Annotated in this window: 15 protein-coding genes; 14 read left to right on the plus strand and 1 reads right to left on the minus strand. The window is 41.9% G+C overall.

Translation table 11 applies throughout. The annotated features are described in order from the left end of the window. Position 1 precedes the first annotated feature (1 nt). Both SKC37_RS07710 and SKC37_RS07715 read left to right on the plus strand, forming a co-directional pair. Positions 2-904 (plus strand): PorP/SprF family type IX secretion system membrane protein, encoded by a 903-nt coding sequence (locus SKC37_RS07710; RefSeq protein ID WP_377980919.1) that lies wholly within the window; start codon positions 2-4, stop codon positions 902-904. Between the two features lies 1 nt (position 905). Further along, positions 906-2,270, plus strand: a complete 1,365-nt coding sequence (locus SKC37_RS07715) for an OmpA family protein (RefSeq protein WP_377980920.1) — start codon at positions 906-908, stop codon at positions 2,268-2,270. Between the two features lie 34 nt (positions 2,271-2,304). On the opposite strand, the gene SKC37_RS07720 is transcribed toward SKC37_RS07715, so the two are convergent. Then, complete coding sequence (locus tag SKC37_RS07720; protein ID WP_377980921.1) at positions 2,305-3,459, minus strand: helix-turn-helix domain-containing protein; 1,155 nt, start codon at positions 3,457-3,459, stop codon at positions 2,305-2,307. 207 nt (positions 3,460-3,666) lie between these two features. On the opposite strand from SKC37_RS07720, the gene SKC37_RS07725 reads away from it, so the two are divergent. The 12 genes from SKC37_RS07725 (at position 3,667) to SKC37_RS07780 (ending at position 24,654) form a co-directional block, all read left to right on the plus strand. Further along, positions 3,667-4,263, plus strand: coding sequence for a hypothetical protein (locus SKC37_RS07725; protein ID WP_377980922.1), 597 nt, complete (start codon positions 3,667-3,669; stop codon positions 4,261-4,263). A gap of 10 nt (positions 4,264-4,273) precedes the next feature. Further along, complete coding sequence (locus tag SKC37_RS07730) at positions 4,274-12,457, plus strand: beta strand repeat-containing protein (RefSeq protein WP_377980923.1); 8,184 nt, start codon at positions 4,274-4,276, stop codon at positions 12,455-12,457. A 24-nt stretch (positions 12,458-12,481) separates the two neighbouring features. After that, positions 12,482-12,760, plus strand: a complete 279-nt coding sequence (locus tag SKC37_RS07735) for a hypothetical protein (RefSeq protein WP_377980924.1) — start codon at positions 12,482-12,484, stop codon at positions 12,758-12,760. A gap of 1 nt (position 12,761) precedes the next feature. After that, positions 12,762-13,718: a tail fiber domain-containing protein gene (locus tag SKC37_RS07740; RefSeq protein ID WP_377980925.1), complete on the plus strand. Its 957-nt coding sequence runs from the start codon at positions 12,762-12,764 to the stop codon at positions 13,716-13,718. Positions 13,719-13,724: 6 nt separating this feature from the next. Further along, positions 13,725-15,110, plus strand: coding sequence for a discoidin domain-containing protein (locus SKC37_RS07745; protein WP_377980926.1), 1,386 nt, complete (start codon positions 13,725-13,727; stop codon positions 15,108-15,110). A gap of 1 nt (position 15,111) precedes the next feature. Next, on the plus strand, positions 15,112-15,717 hold the full coding sequence (locus SKC37_RS07750; protein ID WP_377980927.1) for a hypothetical protein: 606 nt from the start codon (positions 15,112-15,114) through the stop codon (positions 15,715-15,717). Positions 15,718-15,796: 79 nt separating this feature from the next. After that, entirely contained in the window at positions 15,797-17,146 is a 1,350-nt protein-coding gene (locus tag SKC37_RS07755; RefSeq protein WP_377980928.1) for a PA14 domain-containing protein, read from the plus strand. Between the two features lie 3 nt (positions 17,147-17,149). Beyond that, positions 17,150-17,761 (plus strand): hypothetical protein, encoded by a 612-nt coding sequence (locus tag SKC37_RS07760; protein WP_377980929.1) that lies wholly within the window; start codon positions 17,150-17,152, stop codon positions 17,759-17,761. Positions 17,762-17,763: 2 nt separating this feature from the next. Further along, a complete protein-coding gene (locus SKC37_RS07765; protein ID WP_377980930.1) occupies positions 17,764-20,007 on the plus strand; it encodes a fibrinogen-like YCDxxxxGGGW domain-containing protein in 2,244 nt (747 codons plus the stop codon). Positions 20,008-20,016: 9 nt separating this feature from the next. Beyond that, positions 20,017-21,420 (plus strand): tail fiber domain-containing protein, encoded by a 1,404-nt coding sequence (locus SKC37_RS07770; RefSeq protein ID WP_377980931.1) that lies wholly within the window; start codon positions 20,017-20,019, stop codon positions 21,418-21,420. Further along, on the plus strand, positions 21,417-22,700 hold the full coding sequence (locus tag SKC37_RS07775) for a hypothetical protein (protein ID WP_377980932.1): 1,284 nt from the start codon (positions 21,417-21,419) through the stop codon (positions 22,698-22,700). Before SKC37_RS07770 ends, SKC37_RS07775 begins: the two co-directional genes overlap by 4 nt. Before the next feature lie 10 nt (positions 22,701-22,710). Then, the gene (locus SKC37_RS07780; RefSeq protein ID WP_377980933.1) at positions 22,711-24,654 is read left to right on the plus strand and encodes a hypothetical protein; all 1,944 of its coding nucleotides are present in this window, start codon (positions 22,711-22,713) and stop codon (positions 24,652-24,654) included. Positions 24,655-24,729 lie beyond the last annotated feature (75 nt).

Consider the following 24,729-nt stretch of genomic DNA (forward strand, 5'->3'; position numbering starts at 1 on the left):
GATGAGAATAGTATTAATCATAGGCCTAGTATTGAGTAGTTTTTTGGCCAAAGCACAAATCGAATCGATGTACTCCATGTACCGATTAAATCCGATCGTAGTTTCACCAGCCTTTGCGGGTCAGGTGGAACACCAAGGGGAAATCATCGCGATGAACCGCCAGCAATGGGTGGGGATTCAAGGGGCTCCACGCACGATGGGTTTTACGGGTAATTTTAAGTGGAAACCGAATACTGGTTTGGGATTTGTTTTCCTTTCGGACGTTTCCGGTCCGTCAAAAATTATGACGGCCGCAGGTGATTTTGCCTACCAGGTGAAATTGACTGACAGTTGGAAGATTTCTGGCGGTGTTCGCGTGGGGATGTCGAGTCTAGGATTAGATTACGATGGGATCCAAGTGGTGGACCCGACTGATCCGGTTTTCCAGGGCAGTCGTTCTACAGGCATGAAGTTCAATACGGGCTGGGGTTTACGTTTAGCGAATCAGAAAGGTTTGTTTGTGGCGATTTCACAGCCACGATTGATTGGCTATGATTTTGGCGAGGGTAATGGAGGCTACAAGGATGTGACATATCATTATTTGAATGCGGGTACGACGGTTCGTTTATCGAACAGCTTTGCTTTACAACCCTCGTTCATGGCACGCATCGCAAAGGATGTACCGGTTAGCTGGGATGTGAATGTGAACGCTCGTATCGGGAATGCTTTTGACACGGGAATTTCGTACCGTCATAAGGATAGCTATGGTGCTCGTTTAGGGGTGCAGGCGAGTCCTAAAATCTATTTGACCTACATCTACGAAATGCCTATTTCGTCCTTAAGTAAAGTGACTTTGCAGTCTCACGAGATTGCGATTCGCTTATCGATTTTTAAGAAGGGGACACAAACTGAAACTGCCAAATAAGATGAAGAAATATATACTTTTAGTACTATTAACGACTTTGTTTGCGCCTACTTTTGCGCAGGATAGCACAGAGGCGAAATCGCCTAAACGTCAATCGTTCGCGCTGATCGGTGGCGTCTCCGATATGTGGTATAAGAACTTTGTGACTCGCCGTGATTACGTGCAGAGTTACACGCATTTTGGGATTCAATATGCGGCTGAAGTAAAGCCGAATGTCGATGTGTACGGAACGCTAGTTTATGGGATTCGTGATGCCAAAGATATGGCGTCAGCTGGTCTAGGTCTTCGTTACTATTTATTGGATCGCGATACTCACAAAAAATTTAGACCATTTGCGAGTTTTAGCGGCGAAGTCGTGGCAGATAACTCGACGCGTACGACCTACAGCGATGTGGATTTGACGGGTTCCGTAGGATCCGGTTTTGACGTTAAAATCCTAGGCTCTTTGTACGGTCGCGCCATGGTGAATGTAGGTTTTCCTTTCTTCCAATTAGGTAAGGTAGACTTAACAGCTGGTCGCGGAACCTATACGCATTATACCGCAGGTCTTGTGTACGAATGGGGGAACAAACCTAAGCCAGCTCCAGTGAAAGCAGCCGAGCCCGTATCGATCGATACGGACGGCGATGGCATCGTAGATAAGGAAGATAAATGCCCAACTGTAAAAGGTGTTCGTGCGAATAACGGTTGCCCACTAGATACAGATGGAGACGGCGTTATTGATGCAGAAGACAAATGCCCTACTGTGGCAGGTGTGAAGGAAAATCAAGGATGTCCTTTAGACACAGATGGCGATGGAATCATCGACAGCGAAGATCGTTGCCCTACGGTAGCGGGTGTTAAAGCAAATCAAGGTTGCCCAGCTGACAGCGATGGCGATGGTGTGATTGATAGCGAAGATGCGTGTCCTAACGTAGCCGGAATTGCTTCCTTAAAAGGCTGTCCTGCGCCTAAAGATGCGGATGGTGACGGAGTTATTGATGCTGATGATTTATTGCCAAACGTAGCCGGTTTAGTTGCTCTTCAAGGGGTGCCAGAGAATCTAGCGATTTACTTCGATACGGATCAATTTAGCTTAACATCTGAGTCGACCACTACAGTAGATGCAATGGCAAAATTATTCAAAGCGCAGCCTAGTCTGAAACTAAAAGTAACCGGTCACACAGATTCACGCCAAAGCGTTCAATACAACGTAGCGCTTTCGAAGAACCGCGTATTCGAGACACGCAAATACCTCATCAAGAACGGGGTGGAGGCGAAGCGAATGAAAGTAGCTTGGTTCTCAGAGCTAGTGCCAGCCGCACCTAATAAGACGGTGGATGGCATGAAGCTGAATCGAAGAGTGGAATTGAAAATCACGAAATAGTAAAACGAGAGGCTTCTGAAAAGAGGCCTCTTTTTTATAGCGTTTCCAAATACTGACTCGGCGTCATTCCTGTTTCGGCTTTAAATGTAGCATAGAAACCAGAACGAGAAGAGAAGCCAGATTGTGAACCTATTCCGTCAATGGAGAGGGTATCTGCCGTTCCTGAGTTCAATAATGTTTTCGCATATTCGATGCGAACGGTAGAGCGGTAAGCGGTGAATTTTTTCTGAAGGATGATGGTGAAGCAATAAATGATATGGTGCTTTGGAATATCCAGTTTTTCAGAAAGGTCTTCTAAATCAAAATCTGGGTTTAAATAGGGTTTCTCGTTGTTGATGTAGTCGACGATGATTTGGGCGGTTTCTGCCAAAGGATCAGATGGGTCAGCCACTGGAATGGTGATTTTGGCCGCCTTCTTTGGCGTTACCACTAAGGGTATTCCGTACAATACTTGTGGAAAAAATACGATCAAAATGAGCGGCAAAAGCGCATACGCTATTCCAGAAATAGTATAGGTTGGCTCTGATTCTATGATCACACGATTAACGGGCGCATCATACAATTCCAGCGTCATTAATAAGAAGTTCACTGCGACGATTAAAGAGACTAAACTCAAGACGAGAAGCCAGTTATAAACGAGTTTATGTTGCTTGTTTGTCCCTAGGTTGTTGCGCTCTTTTCGGTGGTATTTGTTCAGTAAGAAAAGACTCACAATTGCGTAAATAATCACTAAACTAGGACGTGTCACGAAGGAAATACTGGGGGAAATCAGAAAGCCGCTACCCAGTGTTCTCACATAATTAATGTCTGTATTTAAAAGACGCGCCACTTCTAATTTATAAGCAAAGGAGCTGAATAAATAGGGGGCAATATTGATAGTCTGAATCAGAAATGGAAGCAGGTGTAAGTAGTCTTTTTTGGAAGAAAAGAGGCTTTTATCTGTGATCGTATTTCGCGTGTATACATACAGCATCGGTCCCGGTAAATACCATAAGGGGGATAAGTTACCGTAGAAGATAGCTGTCCAAAAATCGTCGTGGTGGTAAACTGTGAAATAATGGGTGAGACCGTAGGTGGAGAATATCCCGAAAATTCCCGTTAACAACAGCGCATTTGGATTTATACGCCAGTTGTAAATGGCGATAATCGCGGAGGTGATGATAGAGAACAGGGATATGTATAAAATCATTTAATCAATGAATGCATTGCAATTTAACCGATTAAAATTGTAAAGTTTTTCAAAAGTCCAATTTTTTTTCATTTCCTGACTAGTCCAAAAAAACACATATTGGACCAAAACCGTTTTATCTTATAAAGAACAATCACATTATTAATTCGAATTTTACTTGTTGAACTAGGCCAAAACCACATTTGATGGCCATTTACAAGGAAAATTATGAAAAGAATTACGCTTCTTTTGTTGTTTGTAGTGAGCTCAGTATCAGCTCAAACGTGGAATTTGTCTTTCGGGGCGAACACCACGAATTATATTTTCACTAATTCTGCTGGAGTAAATCCTACGTTTTTAAAGCCATCCGCTGGACTTCACATGTCATTGGGGTATGAGAAATCGATGTCCCGTCGTTTCCAATATGACTTAGTCCTGGCTTACTCCCAATACAACGCGGTGGGTGATGTTCAAAATATTCCTTTTTCCTACCAAACCGATTTCATGGGTCTTTCCGGCGGCATCGGACCTAAGCTCGAATTCAGAAATGATTTCACGCTGATGCTGAAAGCACGAGGAGCAGTTCAAAAAATGATCAGCGGCAACCAGTTCTTACAAAACCACTATGAAGATTTATCGGAAGATGAGCAGTTCAAAGGCCTTCGCTACTTCGTCGGTTTCTCGCTGGAATTAGAAAAGAAAGTCAATTCAAACTTGTACGTGTACACACAATATCAACATTTAGACACCATTCAGTTTGGGACTTCGAGCCTGAACTTTGTACCCTCGACGGTCTCTTTTGGCATAAAGATTCAGTCAAAATAATTTGCACATTATGAAGAGAATTTTATCACTCATCGCCTTATCATTGATTTCCTTTGTGGGTTTTTCGCAGACCAAAGGAATCAGTTATCAAGCTGTCATCATCGACCCGAACCCGATTGAAATTCCGGGTAAAGACGTCACCGCGCAACCTTACGTGAGCAAAGACGTATGGATTCGTTTTGGGATTTATGCAGGAACGACCTTGCAATACGAGGAGCTTCACAAGACGAAGACCGACGAATACGGTCTAGTAAACCTGATTATTGGCGGTGGCGTTAATACCGGCAAAGCGGGCACGTTCACGTCTCTTAGCTGGGATGGGGTGACGAAAAACATCATCACGAATGTGAGTTTTGACCAGGGAGGCCGCTACACCGAGGTGAGCAACCAGAAATTTACGTACGTTCCATACACCCTGTTAGCGGAGACAGCGGTGAAATTAGCGGGGGTTTTACCCATCGCTTCTGGCGGTACGGGTGCGACGAATGCCATCGCTGCACGCACAAATTTAGGCTTAGGCAATGTGGACAACACGGCAGATGTGGACAAGCAAGTTTCCATTCCTACTTTGGCCATCTTAGATACCAAAGAATCATTAGCGAACAAGTCTACGAATATCATCGCGGACTCCGCTTCATCAGTGAAATACCCATCCGTTAAAGCGATTAAGGACTATATTGATAACCGAAATGCCGGTTTAGCGCAGCAGGCAAATAATGCTAATTTGGCGGCCAAAGCCTCTGCATTAGAAACCCCGCGCACCATCAACGGAATTCCTTTTGACGGTACAGCGAACATCACGATTCCGGTAGGGGTAACTCCGCCAGATGCTGATGCGACGACAAAAGGGTTAGTGCAATTAGCAGGCGATTTAAGTGGGACGGCAGCAGCCCCGGCTATCGCCACAGGTGCCGTTACCACAGGCAAATTAGCTGCTGGAGCAGTTTCCACAGCGAAATTGGCAGACGGTGCAGTGACTGACGCGAAAATTACATCAGTGGCTGGATCTAAAGTAACAGGAAATATTGCGGGCAATGCAGGTACAGCTACTAAGTTAGCCGCTACTAAAAATATTAATGGAGTTCCTTTTGATGGGTCATCCGACATTACGATTTCAGCGAGCGCTGCTACTTTATCCGGAACTGTTGCCATTGCAAATGGAGGAACTGGAGCAGCAAACGCAGCAGATGCTAGAACAAATCTAGGTCTAGTAATCGGTACGGATGTGTTAGCCCAAAGAACGTTTGGTACAGCGGCAAATAGCGCTGCCACAGACTTCGTAGCTGTCACAGAAAAAGGTGCAAACAATGGAGTAGCTACCTTAGGTGTTAATGGAAAAATCCCATCTGTTCAAATCCCATCGATCTCTTTTCAAAGCGTTTCTGTAGTCAATTCTGATGCGACCATGACGGCTATTTCAGGTGCTCAAGTGGGAAGTATTGCTATCAGATCAGACCAAAACATTAACTACGTGTTGAGCGCTTTGCCAGCTACGACTTTATCGAACTGGATTCAGCTAGCTGCATCGACCGATGTTTCTACTATTAACGGATTGGTGGGACCTAGTGTGAATTTATCCACAAATGAAATCCCAGAGGGGGCTACGAATAAATATTATACAGATGCTCGAGTAAGGGGCGCTATTAGTGCGACAGGGCCACTAAGCTACAATGCGTCGACAGGTAATTTCAGCATGACAGCTGCCTCGGCATCTGCGAATGGTTATTTGAGTTCGGCTGATTTCACCACTTTCAACAACAAGCAAACAGCTTTAACTGCGGGCGTAGATTACGTAACGCCTTCTGGAAATATCACGGGTAATGCGGCCAATGTAACAGGAATTGTTTCGATTGCGAATGGTGGTACGGGTACTTCTACAGCAACAGGTGCGCTTGTCGCCTTAGGTGCAGAACCTACTGCAAATAAGAGTAACGATATCCTCCTGGATGGAAATTCGACTACGAAATTCCCCTCGTTTAAGGCGATTAAGGATTACGTAGATCAACAAAGTGCGAATGCTGGTGTGGCGGATAACAGTATTACCTCTGCAAAAATCAATGGTACGTTAGCGGTATTAAAAGGAGGTACAGGTGCCTCTAATGCCGCTGATGCTAGAACCAATTTAGGCTTAGTGATAGGCACAAATGTGATGGCGGCGAACTTCACTACGACCTTGACGGGCGATGTGACCGGTTCAGGAAATGGAAGCTTTGCAACGTCTTTGGCAAACTCTGGAGTAACATCAGGAACGTATGGTTCTTCTACTGCCATTCCTACTTTCACGGTGGATAGTAAAGGTAGAATTACATCAGCCAATACAGTAGGAATTATTGCCGGTGTTAATTCATTGAATTACACTTCTAGTACCTCTTATGCAGCGGGCGGAACCATCAGCGGAACGTCATTAACCTTAGCAGCGGCAGATGGAACGAATCCCGGATTACTTTCTACAGGAACACAAACTATTGCCGGAGCGAAGACATTTAGCAGTGATATTACAGCACCTAATTTAGTAGGAAATGTAACGGGAACGGTAACAGGTAACTTGTCAGGAACAGCAACTACGGCGACGAATTTAGCAGGAGGCGTTTCAGGATCTATTCCTTACCAGACGGCAGCTGGGATTACGGATATGATTCCGGCAGGAGCTGCGAATCAATTCTTAACTTCGACGGGTGCTGGAACTTACACTTGGACATCTCCATCTGCTGTAACCGGAAATTTTGTTCCGTATACAGGAGCGACTGGAGCCGTCAATTTAGGGGCCTATGATTTAACGGTGAATGGACTGACTGTAGGTAAAGGGGGTGGAGCATTAGTTTCAAATACAGCAATAGGAATGAACGCTTTGTCTGCGAATACTTCATCAACCAATTCTACCGCTATAGGTAGCGGCGCCTTATCAAATTTATATTATGGTGATGATAACACCGCATTAGGGTATAATGCTGGTAAATATTTTGGTTCACCTGCAGGTAATAATACTATTGGTTTAAGACAAGGGGTTTTAATTGGTAGCGGAGTAAAACCCCTATTTAATTTTTCACTAAATGAAATTGCTATTGGATATGGAGTTTTGGGTAATGGATCAAATACCGTAACCATAGGTAATTCTTCAATAACAAATAATTATTTCAAAGGTAATATCAATTTAACAGGGGATGTTTTAGGAGGTACTTGGAGTGGAACTACTGTTGCGATTGCCAAAGGAGGTACAGGATCTACCACGAAAAACTTTGTGGATTTAACATCAGCTCAAATGATTGCGGGTGCGAAAACGTTTAGTAATCAAATGTCTGTACCATCGATTGTGTTGAATAACGGAACAGCGATTTGGGAGCTTGGAGCTGGGGCCGGTTCGACGGGAATATCCTTATTACAGGGCGGATGTTGTGGTCGATTAATGATGGATGATAATGGCAGATTAGCTTTAGGAGCAAATTATGCTCCTACTACCTTCCAATTTGATGTGCAAGGAAATGCCAGGTTTACACAAGATGTTACAGCGCCTAATTTTTTAGGTAATGCGACTACCGCTACGACAGCCGGTAACATTACCGCGACAACGAATACGTCATTGACATCCTTAGCTAACTTAGCTACTGTGGGAACGATTACCTCAGGAACCTGGAGTGCGACGGAGATTGCGATTGCCAAAGGAGGTACCGGTGCCACCACTGCATCAGGGGCATTAACGAATTTGGGAGCGGAACCAACAGTGAATAAAAGTACGGCAACAGATTTAGGAAACACAAGTCCTAGTGATGTTTTATTTCCGTCCCAAAAAGCTGTAAAAGCCTATGTTGATGCTGCGTCTCAGTCTGCAGGTGTAGCTGATGGAAGTTTAGGGAATATCAAATTAGTCAATAGTTCCACAATTTTAGGTTCTACTACAATGACTTTAGGTGGAACGGTTACTTCGGTGACAGGATTAACCTCTTTAGCAGCCACTAACCTAACGGGAACTTTATCAGGAACAGCGACAGGCTTAGCAACAGGAAGAACGATTTCTACTACAGGGGATGTCGTTTACACGAGTGGAGCATTTGATGGAACGACAGATGTGACGGGTTCTGCAACCTTAACAAATACGGCAGTTACAGCTGGTTCCTATGGATCATCTACCGCTATCCCTACATTCACAGTAGATAGCAAGGGTCGTTTAACAGCTGCAGGAACGGTGGGAATTACGGCTGGAGTCAATTCATTGAATTATACATCGACTACTTCGTATGCTGCCGGTGGAACTATTTCAGGAACGTCTCTTACCTTAGCTGCGGCGGATGAAACGAACCCAGGTTTACTTTCTACAGGTGCCCAAACGATAGCGGGGGCAAAGACTTTTAGTGCAGATATCACGGCACCTAGTTTCTTAGGAAATGCTACAACAGCTACAACAGCGGGTAACATTACGGCAACATCGAATACGACTTTGACATCTTTAGCGAATCTTACTACCGTAGGAACGATCACCTCTGGTACTTGGAGTGCGTCTACAATAGATCTTGCCAAAGGAGGTACCGGCGCCACAACCGCAGCTGCCGCAAGAACTAATTTAGGCTTAGTTATTGGTACGGATGTAATGGCTGGCAATGCAACGACTACGTTAACCGGCGATGTAACAGGTGCGGGGAATGGAAGCTTTGCAACTACTTTGGCAAATTCCGGAGTTACTTCTGGAACCTATGGATCATCTACTGCCATTCCTACTTTCACAGTAGATAGCAAGGGTCGTTTAACGGCTGCCGGAACCGTGGGAATTACAGCAGGAGTAAATTCATTGAACTATACATCGACTACTTCTTATGCAGCAGGTGGAACCATTTCTGGAACGTCACTAACCTTAGCTGCGGCGGATGGAACGAACCCAGGTTTACTTTCAACTGGGGCCCAAACGATTGCAGGAGCGAAGACATTTAGTGCTGATATCACGGCACCTAATTTCTTAGGCAATGCCACAACAGCTACGACTGCCGGAAATATTACGGCGACATCTAATACAACATTGACCTCTTTAGCGAATTTAGCGACGGTGGGTACGATTACTTCAGGTACTTGGAGTGCGACTGAGGTTGCAATTGCCAAAGGAGGTACCGGCGCCACTACCGCCGCAGACGCGAGAACGAACTTAGGTTTAGGATCTTTGGCAACAAAATCAACCATCGCTAATGCAGATGTAGCCTCAGGTGCAGCGATTGATTTCGCTAAATTGAACATTACGAAAGCGAACATTACGGGCTTAGGAATCCAAGACGGATTAACGGCTGGTTCAGGAATAACGATTGCCTCTGGAACAATCTCAGTAACAGGTTTAACCACGGCGAACTTAAATTCATCGGCAGGAATTACAAATGCGCAATTAGCAAATAGCACAACTACTTTAGGTTCGACTACGCTGACTTTGGGCAGTACGGTTACTTCGGTGGCAGGATTAACGTCACTTGCTGCAACAAATTTAACGGGTACTTTATCTGGAACAGCAACTTCATTAGCAACCGGAAGAACGATAGCATTAACCGGCGATGTGACTTATACCAGTCCAGCGTTTGATGGTTCTGGTAATGTTACGGCTGCAGCTACCTTAGCAGCTTCAGGTGTTGCATCAGGAACTTATGGATCTTCTACAGAAATTCCTGTTTTGACAGTGGATTCCAAAGGTAGAGTAACTACAGCTAGTGCAGTTTCCATTATTGGAGGAGTGAATACGATGACAGCCATTTCTGCAACTTCAAATGCAAATGGTGCAACGATTAGTGGAACTGCATTGACATTGACACCAGCTAATTCGACAAATGGCGGTGTGGTTACGACTGGGGCACAAACTTTTGCGGGGGTTAAAACCTTTTCATCATCTGCAACGGCAACAACCAATCTAGCATTAGGGACAATCTTTTCACCTACTTTAACCGCTGCAGCAAATAATGATATTTTAGTGGGTGTAGATATTAACCCAACGTTTACGAATGGGGCCTTTACTCCTGTTGCCAATTATGGTTTAAGAGTCCAAGGTATACATATTGGAAAAGGTGGTGGAAATATTTCTAATAATACTGCCGTTGGTCTGGATGCATTGAAAAAGAATGGATCTTCAGGTGGTAGTAACACAGCTTTTGGATGGTCTTCATTGACTACTAACACCAGTGGTGGTAAAAATACAGCTGTTGGGAAATCTGCATTAACCTCTAATTCCATTGGTTCTGAAAACACTGCAATTGGTTCTGATGCATTAACTCAAAACACAGCAGGTAATAATACTGCTGTGGGATCAACTGCTTTAAATGCCAATACAAGTGGAGGTAACAATACAGCTATTGGAAGTAATGCAGCTAGTTTTATAACAACGGGTGCTTCAAATATATTTTTAGGTTTTCAAGCAGGTGCTTATTTTTCAACAGGATCAACTTCTAATACAAATACAACAGGATTGAATAGCGTACTTATTGGTTATGATGTTAGACCCTTGGCGGATGCAGACAATAACGAAATTGTCATTTCTGGATACAATGGAACAGCTGGAACCGTAGGCTTGGGTTCAAATACAACCTTACTTGGGTCAACAAAAACCATTAAGTCCCAAATCTATGGTGCATTAACAGTAGTACCTAATACAGCTACAAGTGGCGCAGGAAACTCATCTACTATTGCAGCACAAAATGGCTTTACTAACTTAGCCGGAGGGGATTTAAACTTAACTGCAGGTAATGGTAATGGAACTGGAAATGGAGGGGATATAAATTTAACTCCTGGTACAACCGGAACAGGTACTGCAGGAAAAGTTTATGTGAATGGGGGTGATATGGTTGTGAATGGCTTGACAGTTGGAAGGGGAAAGTCAAATGATGCAAGTAATACAGCATTAGGTGTGGATGCTTTAAAAAATAATGACAACAGTGCCTCAAACGGATACAACAATACAGCTCTTGGCGCAAGTGCAATGACTGGTAACACTACAGGAATAAGAAATACCGCAGTTGGAAAATTTGCGTTAGGGTCAAATCAAACAGGAAGTAATAATACAAGTGTAGGTGATGAAGCATTGGCTTCAAATACAGCAAGTAATAATACTGCAGTAGGAGCGCAATCATTAAATGTCAATTCTGGCGGTGTTAGTAATACAGGAATAGGTGTAAGTGCATTATCTAAAAATACAAGTGGTAATTACAATGTTGCAGTAGGAGGCCAGGCAAATAATACTAATTCAACTGGTAGCAACAATGTTGCTGTTGGGTATCAATCTTTATTTGCTTCTTCAGGTACTAATAATACAACTGACAATACTTCAATAGGATTTAAGTCAATGGGCTCTGGTGCTTCTGGTAACAATAATACAGCAGTAGGATCTCAATCTAATTATTCAAATACAAGTGGTAATAACAACGTAGCGCTTGGTTGGAAGTCACTTTATTATAATGCTACTGGTACAAATAATACTTCTTTAGGCTATAATGCAGGGAATACAACTACTGCAAATGTTCTTTCGAATAGTATCTATATTGGAGCTAATGCTGCTCCAAAAGCCAGTACAAATACTGACGAGACTGTTATTGGTTCTAATTTAACAGGTAATGGTTCTAATACAGTAACTATTGGAAATACATCGAATACGGCTAACTACTTAAGAGGGATCTTAAATGTAACCGCAGGAACTGCTTCCGCAACAACAGATGGGATGAGTTCTGTAATTACTGCGCAAAATGCAGGCTCAGGTGGAAATAACAATGGAGGTAATATTACTTTAACGCCTGGTACAGCAACTGGAACCGGTACGGCAGGGATTGTTCAGGTAAATGGTCAAATTAAAATTACCGGAGGAACTCCTGCAGCAGGAAAGGTATTGACTTCTGATGCAACCGGAATTGCCACTTGGCAAACTGGGGTTACAACTATATCTACAAAAGCAGCTAGCTATACGATCACTAATACGGATAATTATGTAGTGTTTACTACTGCCGGAATCACGGGACAAACATTTACTTTACCCACTGCAGCTGCAGCGGGCGCTGGTAAAGAGTTTAATATTAAAAATATGAGTGGATTTAGCTTGTCGGTTTCATCCACTAGTTCTTTAATGCAGGAATATATTGCAAGTGGGACGTACCCTACAACCATTACCTTAGGAATTGAGGCATCCAATAATTGGGTTAAAGTAATTTCCGATGGAACGAACTGGATTGTAATGCGTGCACTATTCTAACAACAACATAAAACAAACAACAACATGAAAAACATCTTAATGCTTGCTGGGGCTTTGGCCTTATTCTCTTTCGTCGCTGATAAATTCATCTCGATGCGCATCGCGGAACCTACTGTGAATTACCACTGGAACAATTTGAATTCCATTAAGGCGATTGCGGACCAAAGCAACTTACCCCACTCGCAAGTGAAATTCATCATCGCTTCGATCGATAGTTTACAAAAAGACATGGCGCGCAATGCCCGCTTAGATAGCGTGGTGGCGGCTCCGGCTCCGGTAGTAGCGCCAGCAAAAAAGAAATAGATTGAAAAAAGTAGTTTTCCTTTTATTGGTATCGTTTTATTCCTTTGCCCAAACGGGCATAGGGACGACTACGCCTGTGAATAAATTACAAGTGGAAACGGCTACTGCTAATCCGGCAACAACTGGTTCTGCGGCCAATGGAAATTTACGATTGAGTGGCGTATCTGCTGCCCATGTATTGGATTTTGGCTTAAGTAGCAGTAGCAACTATTCCTGGATACAGTCACGTAACAAAACGTACGGTACAAACTATTCTTTAATTATCAATCCACTTGGAGGAAGTGTTGGTATTGGAAATGTGTCGCCAGCTGGAACCTTAGAAATCGGTTCTAGTACAGGATCGGTTCCAGGTTTTTTGGTCCTAAATCCTACAACGACAGGAACAGGTGAAGAGGGAGCTGAAATTAATTTAAAACCAGCACCCATTACTACCTCACCAAGTGCAGCTCAAACATGGGTAATTGACCAAGTTTCAAATAACAACAACCCTAGACTCAGATTCTTTCCAAATAATTCTGGAGAAGATTATGGGCTAACGATTAAAGATGGAGGGTTTGTAGGTATAGGGGTTCCCAGTCCTACTGTTAAATTACAAGTGAATGGAGATATCATAGCAAACTCCATTGCGGGTTCCTCTGACCTGCGTTTTAAAACGAATATTCGGCCTGTTGAAAACGCTTTGGACAAAGTCAAATCATTACGTGGTGTATATTTTAATTGGGATCAAAAAGCTTTTCCGACTAGAGATTTTTCAGAAAAAACAGAACTAGGTTTTATTGCACAAGAAGTAGAAAAAGTGCTTCCTGAAGTTGTAGCAAAAGATAAGACCCCTGAGGAATACCGCTCGGTGAAATACGATAAGGTAGTAGCCCTTTTAGTGGAGGCTATTAAAGAGCAACAAAAGCAAATCGATAGCTTAAAATCCCAAGTAAAGAAGTTAAAAAGAAAGAAAAAATAGACAGCCATGAAACGATTATTGGTGCTTTTTCTTTTAATGCAAGTAGGAGCCTTATTAGCTCAAACCTCTACAAATAGCGCAGGATCAGGTAACTTTAATAATACAGCTACTTGGACAAGTCCTAAAGATTTAACGGGTACGGCTAATGTATTAACAGGTCATACAATCACTATCCCTACTGCAACAAATGTTTATTCAAATAAGATCACATTTGCAGGTTCAGGTAAATTAGTGCTTTCGGGCACTTCAAGTAAATGGTTACCCTCAACAAACTTGAACTCAAGTCCACCTACGGAATCATTAAGCTTAGAAGCTAATTGGTATTCTCCTTTTGTTTGGGCTGGTGATGCATTTGGTGTATTACATTATACCCCTTGGATTGATTCAGGTCAAGGTTGGTCCGCGGGTACCGCAAATAATAAAACGGACTATTTGCAATATGATCTTAAAAGCCCTCAATGGGTTCAAGGTATAGTAACACAAGGACGGTATAATTCAAATCAATGGGTTACTAGTGCTAAAATAGATGTTAGTACAGACGGTAGCAGCTGGGTAACGGTTATCGCTGATCAAGCCTTGAATATGGATGCAAATACGAAGGTAAAAATCAATTTTCCCAAAGTCATGTTTGCGCGATATGTACGCGTCACACCAATTAATGTTTCTAATCACGCCTCTATGCGCCTTGGAATTTTATTACGAGAAAATGTCTTAAAATCGTGTAGGGATATCATAACTAACTTTCCAGCCGCCATTTCTGGCGTTTATACGATTGATCCAGATGGAACGTCAGGTTCACTTCCGGCTACTTCGTGCTATTGTGATATGACTACCGATGGCGGGGGCTGGACTTTGGTATTGAACTATTTACATGCTGGAGGAACTAATCCAGCATTAAATGTTAGGACAAATTCTCTTCCGCTTCAAGGCTCAACGGCATTAGGTACAGATGAAAATAGTACTTCTTACTGGGGCCATGTTTCAAATAGTTATTTAAGTAGTTTTATCTTTACGGAATTGCGGTTTTATGGAATAACCTCAGGCCATAATAGAATATTGAATTTTAAGACATCACATGCCGGCACCATCGATTATTTTAAAACGGGAACAGGAAGCATGTCTGGTATCGCAACAAATTCTACACCACTGCCAGGGAATCCGGTTTCCTATTTACCGGGAAGTGCTACAAGTTTTTTCTCTAACGAAGGAAATCTAGCGATGACTAATTTCCCCTTTTGGCTCGGGGGTACTTATCATTGGGGTATTAAAGGTGGCTCTGTGGTGGGCACGGCTAACCCTATCTATTATAGATGGGAAGTAGATGATTTTCCCGCGGGAAACGGAGGAACAGGATATCAAAACCACACACTTCATCAAATTTGGATTCGATAACATGAAAAAAATAGTCTTCTTTTTATTGATTTCTTTTGGTGCGTTGGCCCAAACGGGTATAGGGACGAACTCGCCTAATACATCAGCCAAACTAGATGTCAGTTCATCCACTTTAGGTTTTTTGCCTCCTCGTGTTGCTTTAACAGCGACTAATTCGTTCTCCCCTTTAGCAGGAATAGCAGCGAATGCGACGGGCCTAATTGTTTACAATACCGCCATCGCAGGTACCGCACCTAACAACGTAGTCCCGGGCTACTATTTTTGGAATGGTTCAGCTTGGATTAATTTTATTGCTTCTAATACATCGACCGGATTAACGAACGACCAAACGGGGACCTCTTACACGTTAACCAGTGCGGATAATGGTAAAATCATAACCCTAAATAATGCCGGCGCCATTACTTTAAATGTCCCTTATTTCTTTGTAGGGTTTAACTGCATGGTCTTGCAAAAAGGGGCAGGACAAGTTACTTTGGCCATCAATGGCACGACTACGAATATCTATAACCGCTATAACTTTACTAAAACAGCGGGCCAGTATTCCATTCTAACGTTGGTTTGTACGGATGCTAATAAATATGTTGCCTCTGGCGATATGACGAATTAATATGAGAGCTTTACTCCTTATTTTCTTTCTCATAAAATGCTTTTTATCCGAGGCTCAATTTATTGCGCCCTTTCAAGGTGTGCAAAACCAGCCAAAAGTTCAATTAGATTATTGGATTTACAGTACTGGTGGAGGAAGCGGTTTGACAAATCAATACCCCGTTGTGGCTTCAAGTAGGGCAGAAATGGATAAATTTTTTAATACTACTAATTCTAATTCCTCTTTAATAACAACAGGCAGGACGAATTCCCCTAGAATATTAGATTGGCAATCTGCCGCCGAATTAACTCCCTTAGGCATTTCTTTGCCTAATAGCGGTACTTATTTTGCGCTGAAAGTGCAGGGTACATTTATTCCTGAAGTATCTGGTAATTACACTTTTACCTTAGAATCGGATGATGCCAGTGATTTAACCATTAATGGGACTGCGGTCATTTCGACTTATTTAGGTCAAGCAGTTCCAGCTTTAGGCACACATATCGGTAATATAACCCTATCAGCAGGCCAAAAGTATTCCTTTGAAATTCGTATGCAACAAGGAGCAGGAGGCTACGGCTTACGCTTTTATTGGAAATCACCCTCGCAAGCAGCTACTACAGCCTCTGGTTATACTACAAATTGGGCACAGAATGTACAGGAACTAGTCTCGAGTCCTGATATGGACGGGTCTACCGCTGCAAAAGCTGCTCCTAATGCTAAATATATTCAATCGACATTTGGCAATTATAATGACGGAGTATATTGGATTAATTTGCCTGTTGTGGGGCCTACGCAGATTTATTGTATTTTAAATAGTGCAGTTGATGGTGGTGGATGGATGATGATGATGAAAGCAACTACAGGTACTGAATTTCAATATGGGAGTACACATTGGACTACCACAACTACTTTATCGACTTCAGACAATAGTCGGAATAATGTGAATGCTAAATTTAATACGATGAATTATTATGCCGCCAAAGATATGTTGGCGCTTTGGCCAGATATAACGACAGTAGGCGGTAGTCTTAGTTTAGCTTCAAGTTATGGATGGTCTTGGCTGCAAAATAGTTTTAACAATGGTGTAAGAATCACGCCTATTAATTTTTTCAACACAGTTAATAGATTATTTATTAAAGATGCTACTACATATTCAGGATATAGTAGTAGTATTTTTAGTGCGCAAACCTCTATTAAATTTTATGGATTTAATTATCAAAACTTAGCCAGTACGCCCACAGCAAAAGTAAGGTGGGGTTTTGCTTGGAATGAAAATAATCCACTTGCGGTTTTCCCAAATGGGGAAGAAACATCAAATGACGTTTCTGGTGGGATAGGTATGACAGGAGTGCTTTCAACGGGCTTGAATTATTCTGCAGGGGACCAAATGAATTGTTGCGGAACTACGGGGATTAATCGACAAGCTAGGGTAGAAATTTATGTGCGGTAAAATATGAGAAAGATTCTATTTTTTTTATTCATTTCTTTAAGTGCCTTGGCCCAAACGGGAATAGGCACCACCACGCCCAATGCTTCCGCGAAGCTGGATGTATTTGCTTCCGATAAAGGATTTTTACCCCCTCGCATTGCACTAACCGGAACTAATGATAATACAACAATTAAAAATTCTGCAGGATCTTCTATTACCCCGGCAACAGGATTGTTAGTTTACAATACTGCAACTACTACAACGGATCCTTATAAGGTAGTTCCAGGGTATTATTATTATAACGGAACTAGTTGGATAGCAATTGCGAATGGATTAATTATTGATAATAGTAAGACTACTTCCCCTTCTTCGTTTTCTTTAGCAGCCACTGATAACAATAAGATATTTCTGATTACATCAACCACTAGCATTAATGTTACGGTACCAAATAATTTACCAGTTGGTTTTTCATGTCAAGTAATACAAGGCGGCGTAGGTCAAGTCATTTTTGTCCAAGGGACAGGTGTAACATTAAACTCGGCAAACGGACTCACAACAAGAGCAACAAATAGTATTATAGGGTTAGTAATGAATACTACTACAAATGGGTTTGTTTTTGGGGATAGCATCTATTAGCCATGCGTAAATATCTTTTTTTATCATTTTTATTGAGCCTTGCGATTTTGTCGAATGCGCAAATTAATTTTCAAAACTTAGCACTTCGGAAACCTTTTGTAAATACCACTCAAGTATTTTCCTATTCAGGGGCCATTCAAAAGTTCATTGTGCCTAATCGTGTGACGAGTATTCAGGTAAGTGCAATAGGGGCCAAAGGAGGTACAGGTGCCAGAGGGCAAATAGGTGGTGCAGGAGCAAATATTACGACAACCTTGAATGTAACGCCTGGTCAAACATTATACATCGTAGTGGGCGGATTTCCAGGCCAATCAGCTACTACTAAATATGGTTTTGGGGGTACTGGTGGAAATGGAACAAATTATGGTGGAGCAGGCGGAGGCTTGTCTGGCGTTTTTACGTCCCCAAGTCCTGCGAATGCAAATGCTTTAGTAGTTGCTGGTGGAGGTGGTGGTGGTGCTGGATCTCCAACTGGATATGATTATACAGGAGGTAATGCAGGGAACACGATTAGCGGAACATCAAGCAATGGGAATCAACCTGTTGAACCACTTTACATAAAGAATAATAAATACCAGAATGGCTATGCAGCCACTACAACTGCACCCGGATTGGCCGGAGAGCCCTATGATCCTGGAACTAAAGGGACAAACGGCAATGATATTTCGGGTGGATCTGGAGGCTCAGATACTGGAGAAGGAACTTGGAATGGGGGTGGTGGCGCAGGTGGCGGATTTTTTGGCGGCGGCGGCGGTGCAGGTGGCGGCGGAGGTGCAGGTGGTGGCGGAGCTACGGGTGGTGGTGCTGGTGGTGCTACAAAATCCAGTTCTGCCTATAGTATATTTGGGACACCAAATACAACAGGAGATGGTAGTGTAGCTATAACTTGTTTTTCAAATTCTGGATTGGTTTTAAATTTAGATGCAGGGAATTCAAGTAGTTATACAGGATCCTCAACTATTTGGAAAGATTTAACTCTTAATGCAAACGATGCTAGTTTAAGCTCAAATAAATACTATCCATCTTACGAGGGGTATTTTTCATTTGATGGCACAACTAATTATGGAGATTTTACGGCTAATGTAAGTAATGCAACCGCTGTAACTGTAGAGATGTGGGCGAATGTAACGAATGTTGGGGCTTCAAATATGAATGGTATGATGTTTGGTTTCAATACATATGATGTTTGGACAAGTGATGGACATTTAGGATTTAATTGCGGCAATGGTGTTTTATATGGTATCAATACTTCTGTCTTTAGTACTTATTGGGGCGATTGGCAACATTATACATTTGTCATGTATCCTGGGAGTAATTACACCTCCAATAAAATTTATATTAATGGAGTTCAACAATCACTTAGCACACAAATTGCAGGGACTGGTTGGAGTGCAGCAAATGCAGTTTTTGGATCAGGGATAGGTAGAATATCTGGGTGGAGACTTTCAGATGGATATAAGATAAATATGGGTGTCGCCAATTTTAAAATTTATAATCGTGAATTAACGCAACAGGAAATCAATACTAATTTTACGGCGTATAGATATAAATTTAGTGCTGCGAAAGATGGTCTAGGTCCCGCGTCGGCATCTACAAGTGCTTATCAAATTAAACAAGATTATCCTAACTCGCCCGATGGATTTTATTGGATAAAAAATGCAAATATCAATGGTGGTATCCCAATTAAAATTTATGCAGACATGACTACAGAAGGTGGTGGATGGACATTAATATTGAAAAATTCATCTTATGCAGGATGGAATTATGCTAATGCGATTTCCTTAAATTCTTCGAATCCATTTACAACCAATGCAGATATTACAAGCACTTCTACATCAAATTATTCTATTGTTGGGTGGGCAAATTATATTAAAAAAAGTGCAAGTGGTTTTCAATATATGATTGATGCTACTAATAGAAAAAGCTATGGTGGAATTTGGACGGCCAATGGGAATTATAGTTTTGTTAATACAGATAATACACAAACTAATGTCACAGTCGACAAAAAGTTCAATAAATGGGAATATGTGGCAAACAATATGGGTTTGTCACAAAGAATGCCATGGTATAGTTCAACTGCTGGTTCTGGGTATGGTTTATTAACAATTTGTGATGGTACAGGTAATTGGTGGGGCACATTAATTTCTACTTTTTCTGGATACCCTCCAGTGCCATGGATAAGTAATGCTGGAACAGGAGGGGATGTAAATCAGTATCCAGGTATTATTTGGTATTGGGTCCGTTAAATTTGTGCTATGAAAAAAACAGTGTTTTTCTTATTGATATCGGTTAGTGTTTTTTCCCAAACAGGCATAGGCACCACCACTCCTGCCGTGAAACTGCATGTGAAATCTAATGGAGGTATTTTCCGAATGGAGGGTTCAGACCATGCGTACATGGAATTATATCCTCAGGGATCAAGTACGCGATATGGTTATTTCGGTTATCCTGCGGCTAATTCTACCACGTTGACTTTGATGAATCAGTTTTCTACGGGAGCACTTACGTTTGGCACCAATAATGCAAACCGGATGTGGCTAAATGCGGATGGGAAATTAGGTTTAGGAACAGCTACACCCGGGACTTCATTACATATCGAAAATACGAACAATTTTGGTTCAGATCCATCCAATACAACAAGTCCTAGCTTATATATTTTAAATACGAACAATGCCTCCACTTCAGCGCATTCAACCGCGACGATTAGGACAGGTGGAAGCGGAGGAGGTAATCCTTATCTTTCTTTTGATCTACTCGGAGTAAAAGGTTACTCCATGGGAATTGACAATGCGGATGGCGACAAATTTAAATTCCAAAATAACTGGAGTTTTAATAATGCGGCTACACCCGCACTTACCATTACTACAGACAATAGAGTGGGAATTGGTACTACCACACCAGAGGTTCCCTTGCATGTATCATCATCAGTGGCACAATATGTCAGTGTTTATGGCTATTTAAACCAAAATCAAGCGCAAGGTGCTTATACGGCCAATACAAATGTCTATTATTCCATCATGGCTGATCAAAGAATCCGTTGCCCTGAGTTCAATGCCATTTCAGATGTCAGAATCAAAAAGGATATTTTGAAATTGAATACGGGAAATACCTTAAGCGAATTGAATAAACTTCAAGTCGTCAATTATGCCTACATCGATCAATTAGCAAATGGAAATAAAACCAAAACAGGATTTATTGCACAAGAAGTAGAAGTGGTAAATGATCAATTTGTGAACCAATCTACCGACTTTATTCCGTCGGTTTTTGCTTTAGCAAAGTCTGTTTCTCTTCAGGAGGATGCATTGAGAATTTCGACAGAAAAGCCTCACTATTTTGCCAAAGGGGATGTAGTCAAGTTTTTTGCTGAGGGCAAAAAAGAAATCATTTCGACAGTTGAATCGATTACTGATTCTCAGACTTTCACCATTAAAGGATGGACTGAAGCAACAGACAATGTATTCGTCTATGGAAAGAAAATAAGCGATTTTAGGGCGATTGATTTTGACCAAATCACCGCCTTGAGTGTAGGTGCTATCCAAGAATTAAGTAAACAAATGGATAGCCTAAAACTTGAAAATGAAAAATTGAATAAAGAAGTTCAGGCAAAAAATGCTGAATTTGAGAATAGATTGAAACGATTAGAATCTAAGTTAAAATGAAAAGACTACTCCTCTTTTTCTTGTTAGTTACAACTAGTATGTTTGCCCAAACGGGCATCGGAACCTCTGCACCAGATGCTTCTGCAAAATTGGAAGTGAATGCGACCAATAAAGGCTTTTTGCCTCCACGTGTTTCTTTAACTGATGCCTATGATCAAACGACTATTCCTTCGCCTGCGACTGGATTGTTAGTCTTTTGTAAGGGCGACGCCGGACTTGCTGCAGGCTACTATTTTTGGAATGGGGGTACTTGGGCAACCATTGCAACTGCTGGTGGTAGTGGGAGTGTGGCGGCGGAATTTGGTTCACAAATATTAGGGGTAAATCCAATTTCAATTACTTCCTTAACACCTGTTGAATTATTGTCATTTACATTGCCTTCAGCCGGTACTTGGGAAATTATTCCAGTTATTAGAACTCAAGGATCAACCACGATGGTTGGACAATATGCTTTATATGACGCATCGGGGACATTAATTTCAAACTCTGAAATTTTAGCAGGTTATGGTGTTCTTTCTACAACAGGTACAGCAGCGTATCAGGTAACAACAACTGGTAGTGCAACCTATAAAATAAAAGCGTGGGCATCCAATGGAGCCTATAATGTTTATTCAAATACAGATGGACGATCTTTCGTTACTTGGAAAAAAATATCTGGAAATGCCCCTATGACCGTCATCAATTTTGGAGATATAAAAACGGGGATTCAATCTACTGATCACAATGGATGGATTAAATTAGATGGGCGGTCAAAGTCTTCACTAACTGCTACACAACAATCACAAGCAACGGCACTTGGAGTTGGCGCTAATCTTCCAGATGCAACAGATGCGGTTTTGGTGCAATCGAGTGGTAGTTTAGGAAGTGTAACGGGAAGCATGAGTAGGACGATTGCTCAAAATCAATTACCTAACATCACACCTACAATAACGGTTAGTAATACCACAGCTACTATGCAAAGTGCAGGAGCTCACGATCACCCAGTGAATGTTGTTCCCAGTTCAACAGGAGGATATGCAAATGGTAATCCATTTGCCTTTAAAAAAGGAGTAGTTCCTGATCCAATGAATGAAACTTTATTAGACATTACCGACCGAGGTACGGGAGCTAGCTATCTTTATACTGGAATTATTGGTTCTGCGGGTAATCACAGTCACGTCATTGATCCACATAATCATACCGCCACATCAACGAGCATTAATGGAGGGGTAACGCAACAAACCATTGATATTACACCACGAAAATTAGTAGTAAACACGTTTATTTACCTCGGGTTCTAAAAAAGACAAATTGAAAAAGATAGTATTTCTCTTCTTGATCTCAATAAGTGTTTTTGCCCAAACCGGCATCGGCACCACCACGCCACATGCTTCGGCAAAATTGGATGTAAGTTCAACCAACAAAGGCTTTTTGCCACCAAGAGTTACATTAACTGGTATTTCTGATAATTCTACAATTGCAAGCCCGGCAACTGGTTTGTTAGTGTATAATACAGGAGATAATGTTGGATTGCCAGCAGGATATTATTTTTGGAATGGAAATGCCTGGGCTACCATTGCAACTGCAGGAGGTAGCGGTAGTTTTGCAGCCTCTTTTTTACGAGGATCGAGGACCGCATCTCAATCATCCATAGCTGTTGGTGGAATTGTAAGTTTTTCTGCTGTGGATAATACTTCAGGTCAAGATATCTCCTTAAATACGACTAATGGGAAAATCACTTTAGCTCCCGGGAATACCTATAGACTTATGGCTGCTGTGCCAAATTTTTCAGGTAACAGACCCGCGTTCATGTGGTATAATGAAACTTCTTCGTCCTATATTGGCAGTGCGACAAATGGTTATTCCCCAACCGATGGGGCAGCAAATGCTGGTGCCTTTGGTGGTCTAGCAGAGGTTATCATTACCCCAAATGTCTCTACGGTATTATCATTTAGATTGCTAAGCTCTCAAAGTAGTGGAGCAGTTACAGTTGGTGGACTTGTTGATTTCTCTACTACCGGTTCTTATCCTTGGTTTGAAGCACAAGTCATTTCTGGCAATGCGCCTGTAACAGGCCAAAGCGTCGACTACATTCAAGCCTCTTTATCTGCTAATCAAACTTTATCCGCTGTTGGAAATATAAATTTCAATACTTCATCTGGCGCAGGTATTACATTAACTAGCGGAGGCTTTGAATTAAAAGCAAATAAGACCTATAAACTTGAGGCGGCAATGGGCGGATCCTCTTCTGGTTATGCCTATTATACTTGGGTTGATAATTTAAACTCCAAACTTCCTGGAGCAAGCATAGGAGTTACCATGCAAGCTGGCGATGCTCATACAGATGCTCCTCAAGACAAAGCTGTTGTATTTTATACACCTACTGTAAACACAACAGTTTTTCTAAGAGTGTTGAATGTTTCTGGTAGCGTAACTGCCTATGCCCCTCCAGTTGCAAATAATTATTCTAGTACTTGGGCTACGATTCAGCAAGTAGGCTCCTCCGCCATCGTCAATCCTTGGGTTCTCAATGGAAACGATGTGTACAACACAACTGGCAAGATAGGTATTGGAACGAATTCACCTGATGCTTCTGCAATCTTAGATTTAAGTTCAACAACAAAAGGTGTTTTAATTCCTAGAATGACTGCAGCTCAAAAAGCAGCTATATCAGGCCCAACAACTGGGTTATTAATCTATCAGACAGATGCTCCATCTGATTTTTATTACTATAATGGTAGTTCATGGATAAGTCTTAGAGAGCCTAACTGGACAAGTGCTGGTACAATCCAAAGTGTAGGATGGAATGCGACGACAACAGCTCCAACCATTGGAACTACATCTGTAAATGATTATAGTTATAAACAGATGGGGTCAAAGACATGGAAATGTCAACTTACATATTCAGCCGGAGGTAGTAGTACTGGAGCTAATAATGGTTCGGGCGATTATTTATTCACTTTACCTAACGGTTTACAATTTAACACTTCTATAGCTGGGCAAGCCGCCATTTCTGATAATGTCGGTACAAGTACTTGGGTTTGGCCAGGTGTTTGGTTGAGTTCTTCTACTGGTAGTATCACTAACCTTTCTCAAGGTGGACTATTGTATGTAGTGCCATATAGTAGTACTCAATTTAGACTTATTCATGTGGGTATTGCCGGTATCGGATATCTTATTCCTTATTCCAGTGGATACTATGGTGTAGGTTCGAACAACAGCTGGCGTGTCACATTCACATTCCAATCATTATAATTTTTATTGATTCAAGCCTAGCCACAGAATTCAGCACAAAAGATTACAAAAGCATGTCTACTTCATTAGCGTAAA

The sequence above is a fragment of the Aquirufa esocilacus genome (assembly GCF_042715595.1).
GTDB classification, from domain to species: Bacteria; Bacteroidota; Bacteroidia; order Cytophagales; family Spirosomataceae; genus Aquirufa; species Aquirufa esocilacus.

Bases quoted from the DNA above. Each gene is read 5' to 3' on its own strand.
- SKC37_RS07765 (WP_377980930.1), top strand. From the start codon at position 17,764: ATGCGTAAATATCTTTTTTTATCATTTTTATTGAGCCTTGCGATTTTG.
- SKC37_RS07710 (WP_377980919.1), top strand. From the start codon at position 2: ATGAGAATAGTATTAATCATAGGCCTAGTATTGAGTAGTTTTTTGGCC.
- SKC37_RS07775 (WP_377980932.1), top strand. From the start codon at position 21,417: ATGAAAAGACTACTCCTCTTTTTCTTGTTAGTTACAACTAGTATGTTT.
- SKC37_RS07725 (WP_377980922.1), top strand. From the start codon at position 3,667: ATGAAAAGAATTACGCTTCTTTTGTTGTTTGTAGTGAGCTCAGTATCA.
- SKC37_RS07730 (WP_377980923.1), top strand. From the start codon at position 4,274: ATGAAGAGAATTTTATCACTCATCGCCTTATCATTGATTTCCTTTGTG.
- SKC37_RS07745 (WP_377980926.1), top strand. From the start codon at position 13,725: ATGAAACGATTATTGGTGCTTTTTCTTTTAATGCAAGTAGGAGCCTTA.
- SKC37_RS07735 (WP_377980924.1), top strand. From the start codon at position 12,482: ATGAAAAACATCTTAATGCTTGCTGGGGCTTTGGCCTTATTCTCTTTC.
- SKC37_RS07770 (WP_377980931.1), top strand. From the start codon at position 20,017: ATGAAAAAAACAGTGTTTTTCTTATTGATATCGGTTAGTGTTTTTTCC.
- SKC37_RS07715 (WP_377980920.1), top strand. From the start codon at position 906: ATGAAGAAATATATACTTTTAGTACTATTAACGACTTTGTTTGCGCCT.
- SKC37_RS07720 (WP_377980921.1), bottom strand. From the start codon at position 3,459: ATGATTTTATACATATCCCTGTTCTCTATCATCACCTCCGCGATTATC.
- SKC37_RS07760 (WP_377980929.1), top strand. From the start codon at position 17,150: ATGAGAAAGATTCTATTTTTTTTATTCATTTCTTTAAGTGCCTTGGCC.
- SKC37_RS07750 (WP_377980927.1), top strand. From the start codon at position 15,112: ATGAAAAAAATAGTCTTCTTTTTATTGATTTCTTTTGGTGCGTTGGCC.